This is a genomic window from Spirosoma arboris (genome assembly GCF_009754945.1).
Taxonomy (GTDB): domain Bacteria; phylum Bacteroidota; class Bacteroidia; order Cytophagales; family Spirosomataceae; genus Spirosoma; species Spirosoma arboris.
Genome location: NZ_WPIN01000010.1, coordinates 133365 through 157552, shown reverse-complemented (window position 1 = coordinate 157552; position 24188 = coordinate 133365). Strand labels below are relative to the sequence as shown.

Sequence of the window (24188 nt, the reverse complement as noted above, 5' to 3'; positions counted from 1 at the left end):
CAGCTAACGCCTTTACCAGTGGCTTTAGCCCGTCAATCTCTTTTTGTTACTGTTGGCTATTCTGTGCTCTGACAGCCACCTTTTCAACGGGCTTAGGTTGGTAGGAATCCATGCCAGTTGTACTGGTTGGGCTTACCTCCGGAGCCTCCCTGAACCAACCCCACTCCTCGAGTCTGGCGAAAAAGACCTCAATGAGTAACTGGCTTTGGGTTGGTTTGGCGGAATCCAGAAGGGGTTTAACGCGGAGCGGATTTGCCAGCACATACACCTGACCAGGGGCACCAATTGGGCCGAACTCCTCAGGCTCTAACCGGTAGGGTAAGCCGTAGACATACTGAGGGCGTTTCTTGACCCATTGATCGGGCCCTAGTTGATAGAAGCTTTGACGGGATGGATTGTCGTACAGATGAAAGCGAAGCAGATACTTCATAGCGTGAATTGAAAGGAATCAGGGTATGGATTCCAACGAAAGCTAAGGGGTTGCAAATCGCTTAAATTAGTTAGATAAAGGTCCGCTAGCCTTCTTCGAGGCGAAGAAGAACGAAAAATGGCGCCTCTAGTGGAACCCCATCAATAAACCGGGTAAATGTTCAGGCGCCAATTATTGCCCTCTGACCAGGTCGTTATTACCAATATAGTGAGTGGGCAGACTTGGTCAGGTTATCGGATTAGTACGGAGAAGCCCAGTGACCCGTTGCTCTGGAGAAGCAGGTGGAATATGATTTGTTATGAAAGGTAGTGGAAAGTGGGCCATCAACTTTAGGCGCTCAAACAAATCCAATAGTTTTGTGAACTCGCTTTTTTTATTTAGTCATCTGCGTGAAGAGCCAGCTCAAACTGCTCGAGCACCCTGGAGATCCGGCGCCGAGCAATTCCTAATTGCCGATTGTCCTGCATGGTCAGGCTGGCCACGAATCGACTAGTTTTTAGCCAGCTCACTACATAGGCGGGATTGATCAATGCCTGTTTACTAATCCGAATGAAGCCAGGGTAGTAGGCCTGACACCACTTGAGTGTATGGCTCAGTAGCACCCTTTTGTGAGTAGTCAGGTGCACGATGCTGTAATTATCATCGCCCACGATGTAGAGGATTTGCTCGGCGGTCAGTTTGTTTTTCCGCATGTTGACAACAACGTTTGATCTAAAAAAACAGACCTTAGCTACCAAGGAAATTAGCCGTATATCTGTGGATAAATAGCTAGAGAGAGAGGATTGAGCGAATAGACTTATAGGGTTTGCTCTGACCAATCTTCGCTGAGCGGGGCAAACATACTCTGAAGCTGCTCGCAGAGCTGGGAATTCGGGGAGGCAAAATAGAATCCATTGGCCTCTGCATTTAAAACGATGTCAACCTGCGACCAGTCAATAGTGGGTGCCTGTTGAATGAGTCGTTCCTTGACTTTTTGGGCAAGTTGATCATGGATAAACTGATTAAACTGCCGAAGGCATTCTTGGGGGTCTACCATAGGATGGTGGGTACGAATATACCGTTGAAATAAGCAGCATTCAATAGCAAGCTCAAGCTACTTTATTTAGCCGAAATTCCACAACGGAATTGATTATTGGGCGATTAACCGCTTAGGAAAGCACATATTTTCCGCTATTGAACTTAAGATCTCTCCCCTTTGAATCGATCAGGCAGCCGTAGACTTAAGATGGCTGTTGATCGAGCTTGAAGACTAATCCGCCTGTAGTGATTCTTTCATTAAGGCGAGCACATTGCCCGTCTCCGAGCAAATGCCATCCACTAACTCACCTACCCACTTCAACTCAAATTGATCCAGATGTTCGACCCTATGGGCTAGTTGAGCTAAGATAGGCATACCGGCACTCAAAGCAGTGCCATTGAGTTTATGTCCAGCTGATTTTAATCCCGCTAGATTTTTATCCTCTGCTTGTTGGATCAGCGTAGACAATGAGCTAATAAGTTCACTTTCAGCCACTTCCATTAGCGTATTCAGAAAGTCCAGATCCTGACCGGCTATCGATTTTAATATCTGGACATCAAAATGGGCAGTAGGTTCATCAGTCGTATCAATCTCCTGCCCATCAACAGGGTCTGTCGCCAGCCATTTTTGCAACAACGAAGCCATCGATTTTTCCACAATCGGTTTGGTGATAAAGTCATCCATCCCCGCTGCCAGACACTTTTCCCGCTCGCCTTTTACCGTACCAGCCGTCAGGGCAATGATCGGAATACGACGTCCCTGTTCCAGCTCCCGAATGCGTTGGGTCGCTTCGTACCCATTCATAACGGGCATCTGAACATCCATCAGGACCAAATCGGGTTTCTGCTGTTGATACATGTCTATCGCTTCCTGCCCGTTAATAGCCTCCCAGATCTGGGCATTGGGGATTAACTTGGTTAAGAAGGTTCTAGCCAATAACTGGTTTACCTTATTGTCTTCAACCAGCAACACCTTCATGACATGGGTACCCACCTGAGTCGACGGATCATCTATCTCCATAGGTAGTGGCTGCTCATGCTGTCGGTCCAGTCGGGATAAAGCCCGGAACAAGTCCGTCATTTTGACTGGTTTGACCAAACGCTGGTTAATGGCTAACGACTCACTCGCCTTGATCAGGCGTTCGTCATCCGCTGAGCTATGCAGCAGAATAATGGCTTGCTTGTCGGTGGCCGACGAAAAATTAGCCCGGATCTTCTCAATGGTTTCCAATCCATCCATATAGGGCATATGGTAATCCAACAGAATCACATCGTACTGCTTATTTTGGGCCAGTAGCTGGAGGGCCTCAAAACCGTTGCTGGCTTCCTCAACGCTAATATTGCGTAACAAAAACATTTGCCGTAAGATCAGCCGATTATGCGCATTGTCATCCACAATCAATACATGCTTGATTTGGTCGATACCTTGCCAGTTGATGGGGTCACCTAGCTCTGTTTTTAGCCGCACATCGAATGAAAAACAGCTTCCTTCGCCAGGGGTACTAACCAACTCCAGCCGACTGTCCATCAAGCCTAGCAGCTTATTAGAGATCGTTAATCCCAGGCCGGTTCCGCCGTATTTTTTGGTGGTAGAAGCATCTTCCTGAGAAAAAGCGTCGAAGATCCGTTCCTGCATCTCCGGCTTAATGCCAATGCCGGTATCCCGTACCTCAAAGTGAAGCGTAACATACTCCTGGACTGGATCGGTTAACGGATTGATTTTTAGCTCGATCTCTCCCTTCTCGGTGAACTTGACCGCGTTGCTCAGCAGATTCACCAGGATCTGTTTCAAGCGCACCGAGTCAATATAAATAAATCGGGGCAAATCGGCGGGCAGATTCAGCAGCACTTCAAGCCCCTTGTGTTGGGCCTGATAGGTAATGATATCGGCGGCCTGGCTACTGATTTCGTAGATATCGACCTTCTCGACGGCCAGTTCTAGTTTGCCCGCTTCGATTTTGGAAAAATCCAGAATATCGTTGATGATGCCTAACAAGGCATTGGCCGATTGGTCGACAATGGAGAGGTACTGGTGCTGGGTTTCATTAAGTGATGTTTTCAGCACCAGATCGGTAAAGCCAATCACCCCGTTCAGTGGCGTTCTGATTTCATGGCTCATATTGGCCAGAAATTCGGATTTTGCCACACTGGCCTGTTCGGCGAGTTGTTTAGCTTTTTTCAGTTCATCTCGTTGGCGACAGGATTCGGTAATATCCTGGGTAAACATCATGATGCCCCCAATTGAACCGTCAAACTGGTACCAGGGCCTGATTTCCCAGCGAAGGTATTGATCATGGTTCCAGCCCGCTGGTCGGTGGATGTATTCATCACTCTTTTCTACGGCTCCATTAAGACAGCGCTCAAAGACGGCCTGCCACTCAGCCAATAACTTCGGCAGTAGCTTAGAGCCAACGATGTCCTGTTGCAGTTTGTAATCTTCTTTCCAGCGGTTACTCACTGCCAGGTAAGTCATCTGGCGATCAAACATAGCTACGGCCGCCGGTGCATGTTCAACAAAAGCCGCCAGTCGTAATTTCTCATTGACTAAGGCCTGTTTCGCTTTTTTCTTTTCGTCAATATCCTGAAAAGTACCGTACAGGCGCTTACAGGTTCCAGAGTCAAATTCAGCGGTTCCTACTGCCCGTACCCATAGTTCTTTCCCTTTCGCTGTTCTAATAGGTAATTCTAAATCATAGGCTTTTTGTTCATGAATTGCCCGGTCGACAGCATCCAGAATCCGTTTCTGATGTTCCCCCTGGAAAAAGGATATAGCCTGATCAAAGGTTGGTATATAGTCAGTAGGCACTTCATGAATCGCTTTGGTAACCGATGACCAATAGACGGTTTGCCGGATAACATCCACTTCCCAAGTACCAATGCGGGCCACCTCATTGGTCTGCTCCAGCATTTGCTTATTCCACTTTAAATCGATCTCTAGCTGGTGCCGACGGGTAATATCAATGGCATTTCCAATTACGTAGGAGTCCCCATTCAACTCCTGTTCCAGAATATTGGCAAATAACCAGATTTGGAGCGATCCGTCTTTATGAAGCGTATGCATGATTCCATGAGCTCGACCGGTTTGACGAATGGTGTTCAGATAAACCTCAAACCCAGCGTGCTGCTCCTGGGGAACGACATCTTGTAACCGATGGCCAATTAGGTCCTGGGGTTCATAGCCTAAGGCCTGAGCGCCGGCTGTATTAACCGACAGTAAGGTGCCCTTCAGGTCATGAATGCACATGAACCCCTGGGAGTTTTCGAAGAATGAGCGGAATCGCTTCTCCGACTGAAAGAGTTGAACCTCTTTTTGTTTTTCCTCTGTCACATCCCGGGCAATGGCAAACAAATAGCCCGTAGCCGCTTCAGGCGTTGCCACCCATTGCAGGTACCGATAGGTTCCGTTTTGACACTGAAAGCGGTAGGTAAAGTTGACTGCCGATTGGCCAGTTGCTATCTGATTGATTTCTTGTTCGAGAGCTGGCCGGTCATCGGGATGGGCTAAGTCGAAAAAAGAAGCAGTCAATAAATAAGCTTCATCCCAGCCCAAGACTTGGCAAAAGGCCGGGTTTATTTTTTTTAGGTGCCCCTGCTGATCGGCCACGAAGATCAAATCATTCGACACGGTAAACAGATGCTCAAAATAGATCAGCTCCTGTTGCTGTCGATGCGCCACAATCCGCTCAATCGCCATCTCAGCTAGTAGCTTGAGGGCTTTTTGCTGAGCCTCAGTAAGTTTTTTGGGCACTTGATCCATGATACAGAGCGTCCCTAGAGCAAACCCGGCGGGATCCGTCAGGGGATAGCCGGCATAAAAGCGAATAGCCGGATCGGCCGTGACTAATGGATTTTGCTTGAAGCGAGTATCGTTCAGCGTATCTTCTACTTCGAGCAGGTCACCGTCCAGGATGGTGTACTGGCAAAAAGCAATATCCCGGCTAGTTTCTTTGACGTCAAGTCCTACGCTTGATTTGCACCATAAGCGCTGCTTATCGATCAGGGAGATTAGGGAGATGGGTACCTGACAAATCAACGATGCTAGCCGAGTCAGTCTGTCGAATGCCTCTTCCGGCAAGGTATCCAGAATCTGATATCGGTATAACGCTTCTAAACGCTGATGCTCATTTGATGGAATAGACATAGGCTATGCTCGCTAAATACTTTAGTCAATAAAACTACTAAACCAGCCTATAAAAGTTTCTACTTATTGATATTAGTTAATTAAATGGTAAGATATATGAATAGTTTTTGCTTTATCGTTAATAAATAGTCCATGTTTGGCAATTATAAAAGTGAATTAGCTCGTTGGCATAGGACTGCGTTTACTTTCATGCGCTAGCAGGTGGTTGAACCTAGCTGTTGTAGCCAGCTTACACTGACTAGCCTATCAAAGCTAGTATACTGAAGTGGTGCGGTTTAGCGGCACATTGAATTGGCAAGTTTTGCTGGATAGTAGGGGCATCTGCCGTTTCATACCAAATCCGTTACTCAACCGTATCTCTCGTTGTTTCAGTACTTTTTATGATACCATTCACTTAGGCAACGGATAATTAATCTCTCCAGCCTTCGGGTTTATAGGGCGTTCGACTATCACTCGAAACACAAACCGCAGTGGGTGGACGATCCCGACCCGATGGGGGTTCATCGACAGGGCCACGAGCGTTCAGGGCGAAAAATAAGCCAGGGGCAATCCCACTCGCATCGGTTCGGCTTAACCAGTACCGAACCGAAGAAACACTTGATACGGTGAAGTAACCAACCACGGCTTCATTGGGCTTGGCTACATTCTGCACGTTGCCCACTAACAAAGCAGGCTGTCCACCTGCCAATCCGCCTGACGTCTGGCTTTGCTCCTGGAGTTGATTAAAGTAGTCGTACGCCTGTTTGGTTAAGGAGCTTTGGCGAAGCTCAACCAGGCAAGGCTCTTTGGAGTACAGAGGCACCCGACCAATCAGTAAGCCCTTGACCGGATTTCCATTGCTATACTTATCCGTGAACAAAACTAGTTCATGACTATAGAGAATTTCCCAACAGGCCGTTCGGCAATTGTAATCAAAACTAGCCGTGAAGGATGAATTTAGATTGGTACTGACACAATCTTCGATTAAGTTGCCTTGGGCATCCCTGACCTGGTAGAAGCCTCGATTGCAACTGCGGCACCACTCCTGGCGCTCCCAATCCATCCAGTCCCACCGGTAATAATTGGGTTGATCGGCCTGGTCGGTAAAGTCCACGTAGAAATCATGAGCGGCTGAGTAGGTATTATTTAAACGCTCTGTTGCGCTTAAACTAGTGGGATTAAATAGGGCTCGAACTTGCCCAATCGGCGCCACTGGCTGAAGTAGCTCAGGGGTGGATTCGTAATGGGTACCATCGGCTAAGGTGAACTTGAGTTGGTAAACATGACCGACTTGGCCCTTGAAGTCAGCGGGTAGTTGATAGCGACCATCCGTGGTTTCTTCGGCCATCACGACCTCAACGGAATCAACGACTAGCTGAACGTTGGCCTTGGTGAGGGGTACATACCCGAATCGACCAGTGAGTCGATCCGATTGGGAGCGATTCAGTCGAATAACCTGTGTTTCGGCTTTATCAGTAAGGGTACAATCCACAATTAGGACATTCAGCGAGCTATTGATGGTTGACTCAACTGGGTCCACACAGGTAAGCAGGCTGAAGCCAACACTTAAACAAATCAACAACTTCACCGTCCATGAGTGCATAGCTACTAAAAACAATTCCTCCTGTAAAGGAGAGTAATGGAATAACTTACTTTGATGCCTATTAGAGGTGTCCCAAACGTATCAGTCTTTGGCTCAAACGGGATAGTCTGTGGCGGCCAGTAGAGCTATATTTGAGAAGCCTAAGTAGTATCTTGGTGTTTGTTTTTCTCTTGCATTCTGACCATGCCGCGATTGATACTAATTTATTTGCTTTCCTGTCTAATTATTAGACCAGTCATCGCCCAAACCAAAAAGATTGACAGCCTGCGGGCGGTGCTAGCTAAACATCCCCAGGCCGATACTGTCTACGTAAATCAACTTAATGAACTGGCAGATGCTTTACGATTTCGAAAAAGGGGCTATGATACCCTGAGAGTACAGCAGAGTGACTCAGTGCTCAACCAGGCTTTTGAACTAGCCAAACGACTCAAGTACCTCAACGGACAAGCGCGTACCTTGGAAAATATGGCCTGGAGCTATATGGTCGCATCTAACTATCATGTTAGCAATCCTAAGAAGAGTCAAGCTCTTTTGAAGCAAGCCCTAGCACTCGCACAACGAAGTCGAGCAAAAGAACTTCAGCTGGACATCCTAAGCGATTTAGGAGCTTACAATGTGGATACGGCCAACGCCATACGTTACAACCTACAAGCCCTAGCCTTGGCCAAAAGATGGAACATGCCGAGTCGAGTGATCGATATATTGATGGGTATTGGTTACCAGTATGATAATCGAAGCAACTATACGCGGTCGTTATTCTACTTTTTCCAAGCCCAAAACCAGGCTCAGCGGGCACAGGATACTACCCAGCAGGTCCGGGCTTTAGTTCGTATTTCCAGTATCTATAGCAGCCTAACAGATTATGAGCAGGGATTACAGTATGCCCAACGAGCTCAGCGATTAAGAGGGGCACTGGCTTTAGTAGACCAACAAAATGTTGAGGTGAATCTGGCTAGAAGTTACGCTGATCTTGGCCGTTATCCACAGGCGATCGCCATCTATCAGAAGCTGTTAAAAGGCATTGACCCGAACAGCTTCCGGTTAAAGTCATTTATATTTAATTCATTAGCCGATTTATACCAACAAGTGGGTAACTTACCGCAGGCATCCCACTACGCACGTCAGGTAGTTGCTATGGGGAAGCAATTTCGAGTAGACGTTTTCCTAAGGGGTGCCTATCTTACCTTATGTCGAACTTATAGCCAGACCCACCAGACCGACAGCGCTCTTTATTATGGTCGGCAAGCACTTATAATCGCTGAACAATATCGAGACAAGGAAACCACACGTGATGCTAGTCAACTTTTAGCTGATCTACATGCCCAGCTTCATGAGTATGATCGTGCCTATAGGTATCAAAGCCGCTACATTAACCTGAAAGATAGCCTCAACAATGAAGACGTCACCCGCAAGGCCACAGCCATGCGGTTTACTGATCAGATGAGCCGTCAGCAAAGCCAGATTACTTTATTAAATAAAGATAAGCAACTCCAGGCCGAGGAAGTCCGTCGTCAACGCCAATTACTCTATGCCTCTCTCGCTATACTCGCCTTGATCGGTGGCCTGTTGGCCATACTTTACCACAATAACTTTCAAAAGAAGCGGGCCAATGCTTTACTCCAACGCCAAAAACAAGAAATTCAGCAGCAACAGGACAAAACCCAGCAGAGCCTGACCGAACTGAAAGCGACCCAAACTCAATTGATTCAAAAAGAGAAAATGGCCTCTTTAGGTGAGCTGACGGCGGGTATCGCCCATGAGATTCAGAACCCTTTAAACTTCGTCAACAACTTCTCGGAAGTATCTATTGAAATGATTGAGGAGTTGAAAGAAGAAGCCCAGGCCGGACATATCGAGGACGTACTAGCCATCGCCGACGACCTCAGTGGCAACCTCCAGAAAATCAACCATCACGGCAGTCGAGCCAGTAATATTGTTAAAGGCATGCTCGAACATTCCCGCACAGAAACAGGTGAAAAACGACCTACTGACCTCAATGCCCTGGCCGATGAATATCTCAAGATTGCCTATCAGGGGCTTAGGGCCAAAGACAAATCGTTCGAGTGCACTCTGGTGACTGAGTATGACGCTGACTTGGGACAAGTCAATGTAGTCCCCCAAGAAATTGGGCGTGTCCTATTGAATCTGTATAACAACGCCTTCTATGCCGTCAGAGAGCGCCAGCAGCACGCTGATTCATCCTACTTGCCGACCCTAACGGTTACGACCGAAAAGACGCCAGAAAGCGTTCAGATTCGGGTCGCTGACAACGGTACAGGCATACCTGAAAGCGTGAAGCAGAAGATCTTTCAGCCTTTTTTCACCACCAAGCCCACGGGTGAAGGGACCGGATTAGGCTTATCACTGAGCTATGACATCATCACCAAAGGGCATGGAGGAGCGCTTCGAGTTGAGAGCCAAGCGGGTGAAGGGACCACATTTGTTATTGAATTACCCCAAAGGCAAAAATCTGATTTTTAGGCGTAACCTCGTCTCCTGAAACGCCCATATTCTGAAGCAGACTCCTGGTGTTATAAATCCAAATAATTAAAAATAGTATCTTTGTTAACCTTGATAATCAAGGTTGTTGAAAAGAAAATGGGACGGCAAAGGCCACGCTCGAGCGTGGCCTTTGCCGTTATGAGATAGACTACTAAGTCGCTTAATAATGCCGTCTCACTAATGAGCCTTTAGTAAACAGACGTTTAGAGGTGAACTCTTAGACCTCTTCTGGGAGGCTATTCGCTTCGTAAGGACTTGACCGGATCTAATAAGGCCGCCTTGATGCTTTGAAAACTAATGGTCAATAGGGCGACGCCCATCGCCAGCAAGCCAGCCAACAGGAACACCCAGCCACTTATCTCAATGCGATAGGCAAAATCACTTAACCATCGATTCATCACATACCAACCTAACGGACTAGCCACCACAATGGCCAGGGCGACTAGTTTGAGAAAATCACTCGCTAGTAACGTTACCACACTGGCTACGGAGGCACCTAATACTTTGCGAACACCGATTTCCTTGGTCCGTTGTTCAGCCGTGAAGGAGGCAAGTCCTAGTAAACCCAGGCAGGAAATAAAGATGGTGAGTAAGGCAAAAATAGTGGTCAGCTGATTAATCACCTGCTCACTCTGGTAGAGCTTCTGATATTGTTCATCAACAAAATAGTAAGTAAATGGAAATTGGGGCTCCATCTGTTTAAATACCTTCTCCAGGCTGGCAAGAGCCTGCCTGGTTTGACCGGGCTTGGTTTTGACTAAAAATTTTCCCCAATCCAGCTCTTCATGAAAGAGAAGAACTAAGGGCTCAATGGGCTCATGCAACGATCGGATATGGAAATCTTTTACTACTCCAATAATGGTTCCGTGACGACCTAAAGCGGTTAGCGGTTTACCAAGCGGTTCTTTATAGCCGATCTGCTTGAGTGCTGATTCATTGATAATAAACGCGTTCGAATCGGTTGGAAATAGGGGCGAGAAGTCACGACCTTGTAGGAGTTGAAGTTTCATCATCGCCAAGAATCCATGCCCAACCGTATTATGAATGAAGACTTCTCGGGTATTCGGATTTTTACCAGCCCAGTCTATATCATAGGCATGAGCCCCCATTTGTGAGGGAGCGGAAGTAACCCGACTGATGGCCTGTATACCTGGCATACTGGCCAGTTGTTGTTTAAAAGCCTCATATTTCGTTCCTAAATCACCAACGACTTGAAAATAAATTAAATTCTCCCGGTCATAGCCTAGGTTTTTGGTTTGTACATAGTGTATCTGTTGAGAGACGATAATCGTGCCGATAATCATCAACATCGATAGCACAAACTGAAAAACAACCAGCCCCCGGCGGAATAATTGCGCTTGTGGGCTAAAACGCAACGTGCCTTTCAATACTTTGATGGGCTGTAAAGCGGACAAAAATAAGGCTGGATAGCTGCCGGCCACTAACCCTGTAATGACGAGCAGACTGGCTATTCCTACCCAGAATAGAGGCTGTAAGAGGGGTAAATTAATCTGCTTGCGTGTTAATTCATTAAAACTAGGCAACAGCAAGGCAACCGCGACCAAGGCAACCAGTAGGGCTAAGAACGTTACCAGCATGGCTTCACCCACAAACTGAACACCCAACCAGAAACGCAGGGCTCCAATCGTTTTACGAATGCCCACTTCTTTGGCTCGTTTGGCCGAGCGAGCCGTGGCTAAGTTCATAAAATTGATGCAGGCAATTAATAATAGGAATAGAGCCACAAAGGAGAAAATGCGAACATAGCCAATACGTCCCCCATCGGGTTGACCATCTTTGAAAGTGGAATGCAGATACATCTGATCGAAGCGTTGCAGCCCTAATTCGACATGAAAGCCACCACCATCTCCTTCGTGGAGATACGCTTTTAAGAAGTCTTTCAACTTAGCCTCTACCTTCACCGGATCGGCATTGTCTTGCAGATCAATGAACGTGGCGGGGCTACGATTGATCCAGGTTTGTAGCCAATCAACGTCCTGGGTATGCGCTTTCCAGTTCGACAGAAAATCAAATTGAAGCGAGGAAGTAACGGGTGGATTTTCAAACACGGTGCTTATCATCAGATCCCGCCGGTTATTGTAGCGAACGATTTTACCCATTGCCGCTTGAGGACTGCCAAAGAAGATGGTGGCCATCTTACGGGAAATGGCAATTTTGGTTGGATCGTTGAGGGCCGCTCGTGCGGTTCCTTGTAAAAGGGGAAAACTAAACATGGTGAAAAAATCCTCGCCCGCACTGGCTCCCTCGATATCCACGATTTTGTCCCCGACTTGAAAAGTGGCTGCATGCTGACGGTAGCTACAGGCGTATTTTACCTCGGGCACGGTGCGTTTTAGTTCCTGCGCTAACAAGCCGGGCGTCCAATGACCCGCCTGAACCTTTCCTTCCGAAAAGACCCGTTCATAGACACTATATAATCGGTCGCGGTTAGCATGAAATGAGTCGATGCTGCGTTCATCCTGGACCCATAACCAGATGAGCAGACTACAGCCCATGCCTAAGGCTAAGCCTAGAATGTTGATGGCCGAAAAGGCTTTGTTGTGGGTAAGCGTACGCCAGGCGATGAGAACATAATTACGAATCATAGTTGGGCTTAAGTTAGAGGTGGTTCGAACCGGTCCGCCGGTGCGGTCGGTCCGGTGACCTTCCGGTTGAGAATAGGTAAAAGGGCGGATTAGCCGCAGGACCGCCAAGCAATACCACCATTGGGCTTTTGAGATGCCTCCTATTTTTACCCAATAGGCGTACATTTCCAACAAATCGCCTTGCAATTCATCTTCCATGCCGGTGGGACTGAATCGGTTCAGTAACCACTCGGCCCATTTCGGTGGCCCTGGGTGGCGATCGTTACGGCCACTTAAGCGCCCCATAGCTGTAGAACTGGAGTTGGAATTTGCTGCCACAATTGGCTGCGCATTTGCCGACACTCGATCAGCGCCCGCTGACCGGCTGTCGTGACGGTAAACAGGCGTTTCTGACGACCTCCCCGCTCGGCGGTGGCTCCGCCCATCTGCGAGGAAACGAGGCTCTTCTCCTCCAACCGTTGTAGGGTGGTGTGGACCGTGGGAAAGCTGATGCTGCGGGCCATCTGCTGGTCAATGGTTTGGGTAATTAAGGCACAGTAAGCCGATACCTGGAGGGCTGCTACGGTTAGCAGGACGACTTCTTCCAACTCCCCTAAAAATGCTCGTTTCATACTAGAATTGGTCGTGGCTATTATTAGTATAGGCTTTGTCGTACAAATACTCGGCCAACTTTTCAAAGTACGCTTGAATGCGTTTAGAGCTAGTTTTACCGAATCAAGTGAGAGTAAATTGTCCACTTTTGGACAAATGCCGTGCAGAAGCGGACAGTAGTTTAGTACCTCCTAAAACGCCCGTGGCTGTTGCACAACTCATTTTAGGAAAGGCTTTGCTCCTGATACCTATAACGTTCCCCGTAATATGATCCTAGATATGGCCGTAAAACAGGCCTGATTAAGGCCAATTCGCTAGCAAAAAAACGACCATTTAAGTTGTGCAACAACAACGCCTAATTTACGAAGTAGATATATGACTATTCCTTCGTCTCAGCTAGGAGCATTTTGTGAGGCGATTAATTTTCATTAACTGTCACCTCCGGTTAGTAGCATACAATTTGCTGTCAGCCATCTCGCTATGAGCTCTTTGATTCGCCTACAGTTTAACGAACCGCTTGATGAGCGTTCGATTCGCAAACCGCAATTCAGCCACATAGTGACCAGCGGCTAAATGGCCAAAATTAAAGACTTGGGACCGGGCCGTAGTCACCCAATAAGCACTTAACACTTGACCTACTACATTCAGAATGCGTAACTGGTAGGGCTTGTAACAAAGATCCGTAATCAGCAACTCGGCTTGATCTTGAACCGGGTTGGGGAAGAGTTTAATGTTCTGGCCCGTACAGCCATCGTCTTGATCAAACGCGCAATCCAGAGGGAGTAAACCATTAAAGTAGTGTTGCATGAAATTCGGCAAATCGTTCGCATCGCCCACCCGGCCAACTCCTAGCTCCGCCGTCTGCAGCTGCACATTACAAGCAAAGCCGGGCTCGTTCGGGCGATTGATTACCAGAATATGCTGACTACAGTTCGAACAGGGATCACTGGCCACGGGGTTGCTATAATCCGCTACACAGTAAAGACGACCATCGGGACCCAGTTGCAACGAAGCCGCGTAGAAGCCCTGACGTTGGGAAAGATTCGTCGTTGGGAAATTGGTCAGGGGGTTCTGGTCAATAATGCTGCGACCCGAACCAATGATCGTTTTTGGGTCGGCCGAACGCAAATCATATTGCCGGATATACTCCACGCCCTGATTAGGCTGGCTTGGACGCAGAACTTGCTGAGTGGTCAAGTAAAGCTTGGAGTTATCCGGGGAGAAAGATACCCCGTACTGCAAGCGCAGATCACCTAGATTCACGTAGTTGGTTAATCGACCCGTGGCAGGATTAAAGTCAAATAGATCAAAGGCATGGGGCTGGGTGGTCATTGATGAAGAAGCGACTTTATGCCCATCAGGCGAAGCTTTAAGCATGCCATAGACCGCTTGTCCTTGATAAACAGATCCAATCCGTAGCGTATCAGCCGGACCGATCCCTTGGGCCGTCACCGGATAAATCAAAAACGCATCGGTATTATACTGGTGAGTCAATACCCAATAGTCGTAGCCGTTCTGGTGAGGAATTGCCGTCAGACGTCCAGCCAGGCCTTGAGCCAGGGTAGAGTCTTTCTTAGCTGTGACCACGTCGCCTCGCCCTTCATCCAGGCCCATATCAATGATCGAATAGGTTAACCGGGCAAAGTCAGCGGGACCGGTGTTAGTGCGGTTTGTCTCGACCAGATGAAAGAAGTAATACTGGCTGGGCTGGCCAGGCACGGGCACAAACAAGGAGCCTTGACTGAGAGCACCCCGCCCGGCATAGTCGGTGAGCTGACCGTGGGGCATGAGTTGATGCTGACGATTCCAGATGCGGTAGCTATCGGTATAGAATAGGAGTTGTCCCGTCTGCGCATCCGACATGACGGCACTGCCATAATCACTGCTCATCTGGCCGTCCTGGAGGGCAATGGGTTGGCAGTTGACGTCAAAGCGAAGGCCAGCGTTCTGGCCAAAGTACCAGTGGTTGGCTTGTTTTTGAGCTACGCTCAGCGTATTGGCTAGTAGCCAGAGCAGCACTACACCGCGGATGTTCATCGGATCGATCAGGGATTGCACTCGTTATTGGCTCAACGTATGAACTATCCATTTTAGTAGGTAGGTCAGATCGTATCAACAAAATAAATCAAGGTAGACCTAGCAACTCTGCTCCTAAAATCACTACCTGCACGTCACCTAAACGTCCGGTTTTTAAAGCAAACGCATGCAGGCTCCTTTGTCTCGCTTGGGAGCGTTTATATGAGATAAATAATTCGTATCCATAAATCAGGAAAACCATCAACAGTTAGGTGGCTTCGTGATTTTCATACGTCAAGTATCGATGCCTGAATGCTAGGATACGATTAAATTCAAACGATACTCACCTTTTACAGTCAATGCCGATATACAACCAGAACCGGTTAACTCAACGACCTGACCTGCCTAAGGTTACGTTATTGGTTGCCTTACACCTTGATCGCTTACCCTGGTCTAAATCGATAAAAGCTTGAAAGTACTACTTACCTATACGCTGGTCGCTCTTCTCTTCCTAGGCACACTCGCATCGTGTCAAGAGCCCAACGTCCAAGCCCCTCGGTATCGACTCAAAAAGTCGACCACTAGTACGACCAGTAGTTCGTCTCCACTTAGTTATACCACTATTACCAACTACACCTATAACCAAGCCAATCAACTGGTGTCTACCCGGACCTTTACGGGCTCGACGTATCTATATGCCCAAGATGACTATTATCTGACCTATAATGACACGGGATTAGTAAGCCAGTCAGAGTGGAAACAGGACCCCGAATACCCAGGTCATACGCTCAATTTTTACAGGCGGTATTTGTATACTTACGATGCTCAGAATCGACTAATGGAGGTGAAAGCTAACAAAATTGTGCTTGATAAAGCGATGCTGGAGTATGAAGAGCAGTATGTATACGGGAGCGGGAAGTACCCCACTAAAGGCGTTCGTAAAAATTACAATGATGAGGGTACGCTATGGATGGAATTTACGGCCACCTATTCCTATAGCCAGGATAATGTGGTTAACGTGACGACAACTTACGCTACAGGCGGCCCTAGTAATACAATCCGTTATCAGTATGATACTCATCCCAACCCTTGGTATGGTGTGCTCATCAGTGGAGGGTATTCGGCCCATAATCTTAGCAAAAATAATCTATTGGTGAGCGGTCAGGTATATTCCTATAACGCCCAGGAACTGCCCATCAAAAAAGTACAGATAGATGGCAGTGGGCAAACCGACTATGAATACGAAACCTACTGAACTAGTTTAACACCTGAAATTGAGTGGGTCATGATCTAGGCTGACAATCTCTCACTTTTTTTTCAGTTCTCATTTTCTTAAAACGCCCGTTTGTCTGAGACAACCTGTCAACGATGATAATGACGCTATTAGAATAGGATTGCTGTCGCAACTTGCCAGTTCACGAATCAACGTTCCACTTTCAGTTAGGGGTTTAGTTAACGCTACACCCAAGGATTGCTTATCGACTCGCTAGCCATTGCCAAGTGAAGGAGTTGACGATCCCCTGTGGCGCTATAGACTGGCCAAGGCCTCCAGCTCTGTTAACGGTTTCAAGAGAGGCATAGTCGATTGCCCGCAACCTACGCTATTGCTACTCACAGTAAGTTATATGCCTGACATGGCTGCCTATTCTTTCAATAAGGAGGGGGTATGAGAGGACGCTGATCAACTGTCACCGTTTGAACCCAGTTAAGCCGACCATGGGCACGGCTTGAGCGAGTGCGGTCAAGGTGAAGATAGCGAAATCAATGCCTCTACGAACTTACTCCGTTTAGCGAGTCAGCCTTAGGGATGCGGTGTCTACTCTGAGGACTGGCTGCTGGATGAAGAATCTATTAATAATGCGTCCTGGGGCTTCTTTACGCCTTTCCTGAAGGTATCTTTAAGTAACCGTAAACAACGCTCTCATGCCCCAACTCCTGCGCATCCAACTCTATGACGATCCCAGTCGACAGACCTATACCCTACTACAGGCTGATGTGGTGGTGGAGGCCCCACCCCACTACAGCTACGGTCAACCCTTACTGATTGGCGACGATGCCGACGCTCCGGCCACCTGGCCCACCTATATCGTGGCTCACTTATCGCACATGAAAATGGAGCCCGATCCCGACCGACCCGGTAAGAAAAATCTCATCTACGAAATCTTTGTGGCCCGGCAAGTGGATTGGGAACAGTTTGACGAACCCACCAGCCTGTAAGCGATCGGTGGCAGACCTATAGGCGACCCAACTACGATCAGGTATCCACCAGCATAGCGGTCAACCATCAGCTTGACTATTCTTAGCTGGGTAAGAGTAGTCAAGCTAATCATCGGTAGGAATATTTTTGATGGCTCAACTCCGATGGTTACGGATGAGCAAAGAGGCCTCAAGCCAGCACGGATAAGGGATTGATCGAGCAAAGGGTCTATCCCATTCGTAGCCTCAACCGCGTTTACAAGTATTTTGACGGCTTTCGTCAGATCGTAAACGGCCTTAAACCAGCTTCTACTCCCCCTTTCAGGCTTTGAAAAGTAGTAGAAACAGGGGAACAGGGGAACAGGGTTCTATTGTAGTGGAACACCCCTAAATAGAAAGAAGAAGCTACCAAAAAGGGGTGTTCCACTATAATGTAAACCTGTTCCCCTCTTCCCCCTTTTTAGTGGATTTCATGGAGGCTAAACGTAGGATTTTTAGTACTGGGACCGAGCCTAAACGCCCATCCCCTGCTATAGGCGTACCTTTTTACATAGTCGGTAAACCGTCTGGAGGGGCATTCTTTTTCGGACATGCCCGCAAACTCCCGGTAATCGGCCAACAATTCAGGGCGCTTATAGACCTGGTTGGGCAGCAGGCCTGTTCCCCCGTAAGAAGTCATCCCGGTATAAAACTCATCACGCGTCGACTGTAAGTCGATGGAAGGTTTTTCGTCGGTCATTTCCGCGCACAGTCGCCCACCAGAGAGGGCGTAACGTAGTTAACACCCCAATCATGTCCAGGCTATAGCCAGTCTGACGACTACCGTTTAGCCGGACCGGATCGGATAAACGGTATTTCGGACTAAGTACAGCTGTTATACTTCGCTTTCGTACTATCTACTCTTCTATCGTTTCCCCATCGACACGGTAAGTAGCCTTGAGTCGTATCCCATTCGGCACGGTACCCAAACGTATAGTCTCCCGTATTATAAGCATAATTTAAGATCAATTATGCCGAGGTGAGCAATCGGACATCAAGTGCGCCTGATGAGGTATTGACAGGCCGAGGTGAGTCAATTCAGAATAGGATAAATCCGAGCCTCTTGGAGAAATAACAGCGAAAGAACAGTGTAAACTCCCGAAATTCGGTTGTATTTTTCCAATAAGTAAGCACACATGTATGGATAGACCAGGCAGAAACGGAGGTACGCTCCGTAGTTTCCAGAAAGGCCAGTCAGGTAATCGGGCGGGCCGCCCCAAAGGGTCACGCAACCGCTCGACGGTAGCCCTCGAACTACTTCAGATGAGTCAATCCATTGTCAATCCTTTGACTGGAGAGCGTGACTTATTGAGTGTCGAGGAAATTATAACCATCCTGCAGATCCGGGAGGCCTTCAAGGGAAATACCCGCGCTTACGTTGCGCTGATGGATTCGGCCTATGGTAAACCGGACAGGGCAGTCGACTATGGAAACCCGGTCATCAACCTGAGTTCAGCGAGTAACCCCAGCCTGTTAATCAGGGAGCAGCTTGGGGAACGTATCCATTTATTACAAACACGAATTGTTGAGTCCCAACCCCTCCTGGATTCATCTCGACATGATGTCGAGGTAGACAAACCCCAAAGCTGCCAAGACCAAAATCGGACAGGCAGTCGGGGATAATCTCGAGTCCAGAACAGATCAGCAAATCCAGGACGAACTTAGGGAGTTACGTGCCCGGCGACTCGCCAGAGCGGCCCCTAGTTTATGAGGTCAATTTTGATCAATAACAGGAATAGAACAGGAATAAAATCCTAAAACGGGCCAGGTCAAATCGACCCCGAAAAAGCCTCGTCCAGGCCGGCCGAATCGCCACTACTGAGCCGATCTATTTTGAGCAATAACAGTGATAAAACAGTGATGAAATAGGGATTTTGGCTCACCTCATATCGATCGCTACACCCCTACCAAGAGACCTTTAAAAGGTGACTCCAGCTTGGGCAATAACAGGAATAGAACAGTAATAAAATACCAAAAACGGGCAGGTCGGATGGGTCGCAGAAAAGGTCTTTTGAAGACCCTGCGGAGGCCTCAACTCAGAGCAGTCACTAATCAGAAATAACGGAATAAAAACGGAATAAAACGCCCTTTTTGGATGTCGAACAGAGGGCATGATTAAGCAGATCCATTCGGGCGTTTTCGACCTTATGTCGGCAACATATCGACATCAGGTCGAGTTGCTCTGGATCTGTACACAGATCGAATCAGGGGTCTATAACTTGGGCAGTATTGCCAGTTCGTACGGCAGTGGCCGCCCGGAAAATCCGTCATTTCGATTATATCTTGTTGAAGCAAGGCTTTAGGTTAACATACTGCCCGTGGCTGTTGCAAACGTATGGAATGGGTTAGCTAAGCTAAATTGACGACCAACTCAGTAGCTAAACTTATAAAATAGCCCATAATCCAACCTTATTGGCTTTTAGGGGATCATATTGTCCGTGTGAACTAGCCTGTTGAACGATGAAAAATAGTGTTTTGAACTTGTTGCTACTAGTAGCTTTGGGCATCACCAGTTGTCAGAAAACAGCCGAGGTTGACCCTACTCTCTATCCCTTAAAAGACTATACCCTGGATTTGCCACAGGCAAAGATGTGGTTACCAGGCAAATGGAAGTTGATCAAGCAATCGTCCATGGTTCTTAACTCCACTCTACCGAATGTAGAGCTGGTTATCGGTGAGAATCAGATTCGCATTATAGACAATGGCATCCAAGTTGACAAGGTTGATTATGAAGTAGTTAAGTTAGTCTACCCGGTAGGGCACTATTTACAGATTACTACCAATGCCCAGCCCAGGGAAGACAACTGGTATGTGCGTAATCCTGTTTTATATATTAATAAGAATCGAATGTATATTGATTTAGGCAGGGCTCAAGACTTGCCGGCTTATGAATTCAGTAAAGTGAATTAACTCAGCTCGATTGGGCCTAAACGGCACTTAGGAGATAAGACCATAGAAGGATAAGTTTAAACCGGGTCCGACTTTTGCAACAGCTACGTAGATTATAGAACCGAAATGAGTAAAAGTAAGGGGTCCCCTGATTAAGTAACTAGGTAAACAAAAACTCAATGAATTATGAACGCAGTAAAACTAGTAAGCCTACTAGGACTCAGCATATTGAGCAAAGTGGATGGCTTTACCCAGTCCTCCTCAGCAGCCGTCACGCCAGCTAGCGCCCCAATGGCCACGGTGTACTTCTATCAAAGTACGCCCCCGACTTGGCTACAGATTAAGTATCGGCTCTACGACCAGGATAAACTCATCGGTAAATTAAGTCGGCATACCCACCGTCTAGTACAGCTACCAGCGGGTACACATACCTTCGCGACGAAAATAGGCTACCCCTGGTTTGGCCCCAAACCCAGTTTGACCTTAACCTTGGAAGCGGGCAAGACCTACTATATTCAAGGGGATGAAAAATTGGCTTTTTGGCCTCCGCAAGCCATCCTATCGCTGACCGAAGTGGTGCCCAACGCGGTCAAGCTTCGAGAGATCAATAACTCTCGGGAAGATGAGCCCATCACCGTTAGTTCCCTGGATTGATAAGCCAGCCAAAGGCCACAGCATACTAGGGGCGGCCTTTGGCTAATCCTAATGCCACTTATATAACAGCATCAAAACAGGTTTCAACCCTTAATCAAGAGTAGGGGTCTATTACTCAACGTATATGAGGCGATGAAAAACAGGAATCCATACTATCTCCTAGCTCTTATTTGTTTAAGCACTCTTTGGCTAAATCAGCGCTGCAAGAAGCAGGGCATTGATTACCGACTGGCGGGCGGTACAAGAGGCATTTTCGAGTGGGTCAGCACCACTACTCCCAGTCACGTTAGTACGCCCCAATCGGTTGGCTATACCAAGCAGTTAGCCGTGTTGACGGATGACCAGGGGGCTTATGTGGGCTTTTACAAGAACGATACTTTACAACGTCGGATTTATGAAACGTCGAGGGATACAGCTCACACCTTTACAGATGAAGCTCGCAATACAGTACTCATCAAATACAAGGGAGACGGTTTTATCAACTATTATCTAACAACCGACACCAATGGTGAAACGATCACCGTAAGTGAACTACTAAATCCTTACAGTTTATCCGCGGATACAACCCGCAGTGTATACCGGCGAACTAGCAAGTCGCTCTATCCTTATTAAGTACAAGATTTCTCAAAAGTCCAGCCCACACCATCCTCTGGCCAGCGGTCAATACGGGGATCAGCTAGGTTTGTGTGCAGTCAAGGGTATAGCCATGGTTAAACCTGCGTGTTGCCCACCTGCCGAACCCGTTCAGCCAGTAAATGAGTTTTCATCGAGACCGATTCAGAAAATTGGTCTCGATGCAGGAATCTACTGACCAGTTGATCAAACGCGGGCCGATCAGTCCGGATCAGGTTCTTAAGCGTCAAGATGGTGACGAATCGACAATTAGGTCGCTGGTGGGTAATATCCACGTCGGTAACCGGACATAGTCGCTTGGGGCGATGAGCACTCAGGAATTGACTCAAGGCTAATTTTTTAAAGTGGTCGGCCGGATACGTGTCGACAAGGGCTTGCACTTTAAGGGCCATGCTCATGCAACGGCCCGACATCGAGGAGTCATTCTTGGCCGACACCTCCAGGCGAGTCATGACCTCTTCGAACTGCTGTCGATCCGTTTTATAGAGTCGTTTGATGGTCGCGGCCGTCACGACCGGATAGTTTTCCCCCTGATGAGTAATATCAATGTCGGTAATGGGACACCTCCGGGCGGGACTATGAGTGATTCGCTCATAGTCTGGCTGAGTACTATCCGGTTTTGACGGATAGTCGGACGAGGTACTATGAGTCAATCGCTCATAGTCGGCTTGGGTACTATGAGCAAATCGCTCATAGTCTGATTGAGTACTATGAGTCAATCGCTCATAGCCGGCCAGAAGCTCACCTATAGGCATCAGGATGCGCCTATTGGCCTGACTAGCCTGGGTGGTGGTCTCTAGTAGAGTAGCCTCGCTTAAGCGGGTCACCAGGGTAGATACCGTCTGATGATGCATACCCAAAGCCTCGGCCAGTACGATATTACTATCGGTGCACTGGCCGTTCGCCAGGACCGCTTGCTGACAGATATAGGCCAGGAGTAGTTTCTCGGCGGGTGTTTGTTTGAGGGACAGGATACCAGGAGTGAGACGAAGGTCAGTCATACACAAAGGGATTTATTAATTTACTTATGGGAGATCATTCAAAAAGTGGTTTAAACTAGTTTGGATGGTTTACATCATATTGATCAGGTGGGCCTAAGGGAACAGCCTTCGACTCGTACCGAACACCCCTACCTGGAACCAAAACAGCCAGGAAGGGGTATTCCATCTTTGAGTGTACCTGTTCCCCTCTTCCCCCTTTACGAATAGTTTTGCGTGGACGAGCTAGCAGTTATGAAGGAGGGTTTCGGTTCGTCTGGATAAACGCAAGGAAATGGGTAGCATAATGCAGACCGGCCGCAACTGGAGAGTCCCAAAACTGCTGGGTATGACAGTAGTTCGACTCCCACCAGAATTCCTTTACCGGGCTTTTGTGTTCGACTTCCATAGCGGGCATAATCTGAAAAGCTACTTGATTTTTCCGTAGACCCACCCACCTTGCGTCGGCCGTTGCACAATCGACTGGGTGCTTAACAAGAGTACTGACTAGCCAGGCAATATGCTGGCGGTCTTTTTCGCTATACTTAGTTGCCTCTTTCATCATTTTTTTGGTTAACTGGTAAATGAATACGCTGACATTCCTGCGCAGGTACAGTAGTAGTTTGATCAGAGTTGTACTTTATTTTCACTAAGTAAGTCATTGCTTACATCCCAGTCTGGTGGATAACCCTTCCACTTATCTAAGATAAAGTCGGCCAGATCAAACCCATCAGCTCGCTCCTTATCCGTTGCATTACTCTCCAGTAAGCGAGAAACGCTAATCTGAAAGCCTACTTGATTTAGTTCGTCGGCGATACGGCTCCAGCTATCAAAAGCGCTGCCATCTTTTGATAGATCAGGAAAGAACGTCACAGGCCTGGCTCGTATCGGTGCCAATCGTTGCAAACCTGATTCGCTGGAATTCAAATAGGTTAACGAACCAACCGCCAGCCAAACGTAGTCAGGAAAGTAGGGGGTACTCAGGATGGCCGTCTTGGGCGCTTCAACGATCGCCACTGGCTGATCAGCGGAAACCGAGTGAAGCTGAGGCAATCCGAATAGGCAGGGGCAGCAGGCTCCCGTTTCCTGGTAGTCAATAAGCCATTGCGGTGGAGGTACCTGCTGGCTCCTGCAGCGATACAACAGGACTGAATGCACCCAGCTGGTCTTACTGCACTTTCGCCCATGCTGATCGTAGTATTTCTCCGTGTGCCAATCCTGCCCAAAGAGTTTAATCTGCCCTCCCCGCTTCCGATTCTGCTCATCGATGTACCAGAATACACAGGCTCCGGGCCAGCGTGATGAAGTACCTACCTGAAACCGGTTTAACAACTCCTGAGCTGCTCCCATGCCAAAGTGCTGACGTAACAGGCAAGCGAATTGATTACGCTCATAGTGCCCCAGAGATTGCTGGAATAACTCATCAGGTATGGCGATGACAGGGGTAATACGCTGTGGAGCTGGGCTATCTATAGCTGACCGGAAAGCGCCAGTACGTTGATAAGGTTTCTGATCAGTCCACTGCCGGCCCTCCTGCTCGTATAGCTGATCGGCATAGGTCAAGCCGGTTGAACTCTTGTGATAGGGACTAAGGTGATAGCCGCAGTTACTGACCCGGTCACAGAGACCGTAGATTTCTGGTAATGGGTCATTGGTGCGGGTATCGACATAACGACTTAAAGTCCGTCGATGCTTGGGTCCACATTGAGGACAATCCGACTTAATCGCTTTTTTGGGTAATTGATACCGGTACATAGTCGTTTTGGCACTTTGGCACTTTGTTTGGCACTTTTCCTTAACTCTAGCTCACTAACTATCAGGTGGTTACTCATCAAAGTGCCAAAGTGTCAAAGTGCCAGCAAGTAGTTAGAAATAATGGATTTAAAATCTAAATAATCTATAATATACTGATTAT

The 24188-nt window shown here is 47.8% G+C and carries 20 protein-coding genes; 8 read left to right on the top strand and 12 right to left on the bottom strand.

Translation table 11 applies throughout. The annotated features are described in order from the left end of the window. Positions 1–46: 46 nt before the first annotated feature. From GO755_RS24735 to GO755_RS24715, 5 genes are all read right to left on the bottom strand, one after another. A complete protein-coding gene (locus GO755_RS24735) occupies positions 47–430 on the bottom strand; it encodes a hypothetical protein (RefSeq protein WP_157587985.1) in 384 nt (127 codons plus the stop codon). 377 nt (positions 431–807) lie between these two features. Next, on the bottom strand, positions 808–1122 hold the full coding sequence (locus tag GO755_RS24730) for a LytTR family DNA-binding domain-containing protein (RefSeq protein WP_157587984.1): 315 nt from the start codon (positions 1120–1122) through the stop codon (positions 808–810). A gap of 104 nt (positions 1123–1226) precedes the next feature. After that, complete coding sequence (locus GO755_RS24725; protein ID WP_157587983.1) at positions 1227–1466, bottom strand: hypothetical protein; 240 nt, start codon at positions 1464–1466, stop codon at positions 1227–1229. Between the two features lie 213 nt (positions 1467–1679). Beyond that, positions 1680–5588: a PAS domain S-box protein gene (locus GO755_RS24720; RefSeq protein WP_157587982.1), complete on the bottom strand. Its 3909-nt coding sequence runs from the start codon at positions 5586–5588 to the stop codon at positions 1680–1682. A 409-nt stretch (positions 5589–5997) separates the two neighbouring features. After that, a complete protein-coding gene (locus GO755_RS24715; protein ID WP_317165956.1) occupies positions 5998–7107 on the bottom strand; it encodes a DUF4249 domain-containing protein in 1110 nt (369 codons plus the stop codon). A gap of 246 nt (positions 7108–7353) precedes the next feature. Here GO755_RS24715 and GO755_RS24710 point away from each other — a divergent pair, with 246 nt between their 5' ends. Further along, positions 7354–9651, top strand: coding sequence for a tetratricopeptide repeat-containing sensor histidine kinase (locus tag GO755_RS24710; protein ID WP_157587980.1), 2298 nt, complete (start codon positions 7354–7356; stop codon positions 9649–9651). Between the two features lie 257 nt (positions 9652–9908). On the opposite strand, the gene GO755_RS24705 is transcribed toward GO755_RS24710, so the two are convergent. The 3 genes from GO755_RS24705 to GO755_RS24695 form a co-directional block, all read right to left on the bottom strand. Further along, a complete protein-coding gene (locus GO755_RS24705; RefSeq protein WP_227687071.1) occupies positions 9909–12563 on the bottom strand; it encodes an ABC transporter permease in 2655 nt (884 codons plus the stop codon). Then, positions 12551–12889: a PadR family transcriptional regulator gene (locus GO755_RS24700; protein WP_157587979.1), complete on the bottom strand. Its 339-nt coding sequence runs from the start codon at positions 12887–12889 to the stop codon at positions 12551–12553. Before GO755_RS24700 ends, GO755_RS24705 begins: the two co-directional genes overlap by 13 nt. Before the next feature lie 478 nt (positions 12890–13367). Further along, positions 13368–14906 (bottom strand): T9SS type A sorting domain-containing protein, encoded by a 1539-nt coding sequence (locus tag GO755_RS24695; RefSeq protein WP_157587978.1) that lies wholly within the window; start codon positions 14904–14906, stop codon positions 13368–13370. A gap of 448 nt (positions 14907–15354) precedes the next feature. On the opposite strand from GO755_RS24695, the gene GO755_RS24690 reads away from it, so the two are divergent. Both GO755_RS24690 and GO755_RS24685 read left to right on the top strand, forming a co-directional pair. Next, positions 15355–16140 carry a hypothetical protein gene (locus GO755_RS24690; protein ID WP_157587977.1) on the top strand — a complete coding sequence of 262 codons (786 nt, stop codon included), beginning with the start codon at positions 15355–15357 and terminating at the stop codon, positions 16138–16140. A gap of 668 nt (positions 16141–16808) precedes the next feature. Further along, positions 16809–17102: a hypothetical protein gene (locus tag GO755_RS24685; RefSeq protein WP_157587976.1), complete on the top strand. Its 294-nt coding sequence runs from the start codon at positions 16809–16811 to the stop codon at positions 17100–17102. A 439-nt stretch (positions 17103–17541) separates the two neighbouring features. Here the strand turns inward: GO755_RS24685 and GO755_RS24680 are convergent, their stop codons facing one another. Continuing rightward, positions 17542–17820, bottom strand: coding sequence for a hypothetical protein (locus tag GO755_RS24680; RefSeq protein WP_157587975.1), 279 nt, complete (start codon positions 17818–17820; stop codon positions 17542–17544). Positions 17821–18260: 440 nt separating this feature from the next. On the opposite strand from GO755_RS24680, the gene GO755_RS24675 reads away from it, so the two are divergent. The 5 genes from GO755_RS24675 to GO755_RS24655 all read left to right on the top strand — a co-directional run bounded on the left by GO755_RS24675 (position 18261) and on the right by GO755_RS24655 (position 21275). Continuing rightward, positions 18261–18743 (top strand): DUF5681 domain-containing protein, encoded by a 483-nt coding sequence (locus GO755_RS24675; protein WP_157587974.1) that lies wholly within the window; start codon positions 18261–18263, stop codon positions 18741–18743. 488 nt (positions 18744–19231) lie between these two features. Further along, complete coding sequence (locus GO755_RS24670; protein ID WP_157587973.1) at positions 19232–19423, top strand: hypothetical protein; 192 nt, start codon at positions 19232–19234, stop codon at positions 19421–19423. A gap of 157 nt (positions 19424–19580) precedes the next feature. Further along, positions 19581–20030, top strand: coding sequence for a hypothetical protein (locus GO755_RS24665; protein ID WP_157587972.1), 450 nt, complete (start codon positions 19581–19583; stop codon positions 20028–20030). A gap of 165 nt (positions 20031–20195) precedes the next feature. Further along, positions 20196–20663, top strand: a complete 468-nt coding sequence (locus GO755_RS24660; protein WP_157587971.1) for a hypothetical protein — start codon at positions 20196–20198, stop codon at positions 20661–20663. Positions 20664–20795: 132 nt separating this feature from the next. Then, a complete protein-coding gene (locus GO755_RS24655) occupies positions 20796–21275 on the top strand; it encodes a hypothetical protein (RefSeq protein ID WP_157587970.1) in 480 nt (159 codons plus the stop codon). A gap of 98 nt (positions 21276–21373) precedes the next feature. On the opposite strand, the gene GO755_RS24650 is transcribed toward GO755_RS24655, so the two are convergent. The 3 genes from GO755_RS24650 to GO755_RS24640 form a co-directional block, all read right to left on the bottom strand. Continuing rightward, positions 21374–22297 (bottom strand): helix-turn-helix domain-containing protein, encoded by a 924-nt coding sequence (locus GO755_RS24650; protein WP_157587969.1) that lies wholly within the window; start codon positions 22295–22297, stop codon positions 21374–21376. Between the two features lie 229 nt (positions 22298–22526). After that, positions 22527–22838 (bottom strand): hypothetical protein, encoded by a 312-nt coding sequence (locus GO755_RS24645; protein WP_157587968.1) that lies wholly within the window; start codon positions 22836–22838, stop codon positions 22527–22529. Positions 22839–22900: 62 nt separating this feature from the next. Beyond that, on the bottom strand, positions 22901–24028 hold the full coding sequence (locus GO755_RS24640; protein WP_157587967.1) for a DUF6371 domain-containing protein: 1128 nt from the start codon (positions 24026–24028) through the stop codon (positions 22901–22903). Positions 24029–24188 lie beyond the last annotated feature (160 nt).

Excerpts from the sequence above, each read along its gene's own strand:
- GO755_RS24675 (WP_157587974.1), top strand. The coding sequence starts at position 18,261 with ATGGATAGACCAGGCAGAAACGGAGGTACGCTCCGTAGTTTCCAGAAA.
- GO755_RS24720 (WP_157587982.1), bottom strand. The coding sequence starts at position 5,588 with ATGTCTATTCCATCAAATGAGCATCAGCGTTTAGAAGCGTTATACCGA.
- GO755_RS24660 (WP_157587971.1), top strand. The coding sequence starts at position 20,196 with ATGAACGCAGTAAAACTAGTAAGCCTACTAGGACTCAGCATATTGAGC.
- GO755_RS24725 (WP_157587983.1), bottom strand. The coding sequence starts at position 1,466 with ATGGTAGACCCCCAAGAATGCCTTCGGCAGTTTAATCAGTTTATCCAT.
- GO755_RS24730 (WP_157587984.1), bottom strand. The coding sequence starts at position 1,122 with ATGCGGAAAAACAAACTGACCGCCGAGCAAATCCTCTACATCGTGGGC.
- GO755_RS24710 (WP_157587980.1), top strand. The coding sequence starts at position 7,354 with ATGCCGCGATTGATACTAATTTATTTGCTTTCCTGTCTAATTATTAGA.
- GO755_RS24705 (WP_227687071.1), bottom strand. The coding sequence starts at position 12,563 with ATGGGGCGCTTAAGTGGCCGTAACGATCGCCACCCAGGGCCACCGAAA.
- GO755_RS24685 (WP_157587976.1), top strand. The coding sequence starts at position 16,809 with ATGCCCCAACTCCTGCGCATCCAACTCTATGACGATCCCAGTCGACAG.
- GO755_RS24700 (WP_157587979.1), bottom strand. The coding sequence starts at position 12,889 with ATGAAACGAGCATTTTTAGGGGAGTTGGAAGAAGTCGTCCTGCTAACC.
- GO755_RS24665 (WP_157587972.1), top strand. The coding sequence starts at position 19,581 with ATGAAAAATAGTGTTTTGAACTTGTTGCTACTAGTAGCTTTGGGCATC.
- GO755_RS24735 (WP_157587985.1), bottom strand. The coding sequence starts at position 430 with ATGAAGTATCTGCTTCGCTTTCATCTGTACGACAATCCATCCCGTCAA.
- GO755_RS24650 (WP_157587969.1), bottom strand. The coding sequence starts at position 22,297 with ATGACTGACCTTCGTCTCACTCCTGGTATCCTGTCCCTCAAACAAACA.
- GO755_RS24640 (WP_157587967.1), bottom strand. The coding sequence starts at position 24,028 with ATGTACCGGTATCAATTACCCAAAAAAGCGATTAAGTCGGATTGTCCT.
- GO755_RS24680 (WP_157587975.1), bottom strand. The coding sequence starts at position 17,820 with ATGACCGACGAAAAACCTTCCATCGACTTACAGTCGACGCGTGATGAG.
- GO755_RS24645 (WP_157587968.1), bottom strand. The coding sequence starts at position 22,838 with ATGATGAAAGAGGCAACTAAGTATAGCGAAAAAGACCGCCAGCATATT.
- GO755_RS24670 (WP_157587973.1), top strand. The coding sequence starts at position 19,232 with ATGATTAAGCAGATCCATTCGGGCGTTTTCGACCTTATGTCGGCAACA.
- GO755_RS24655 (WP_157587970.1), top strand. The coding sequence starts at position 20,796 with ATGAAAAACAGGAATCCATACTATCTCCTAGCTCTTATTTGTTTAAGC.
- GO755_RS24695 (WP_157587978.1), bottom strand. The coding sequence starts at position 14,906 with ATGAACATCCGCGGTGTAGTGCTGCTCTGGCTACTAGCCAATACGCTG.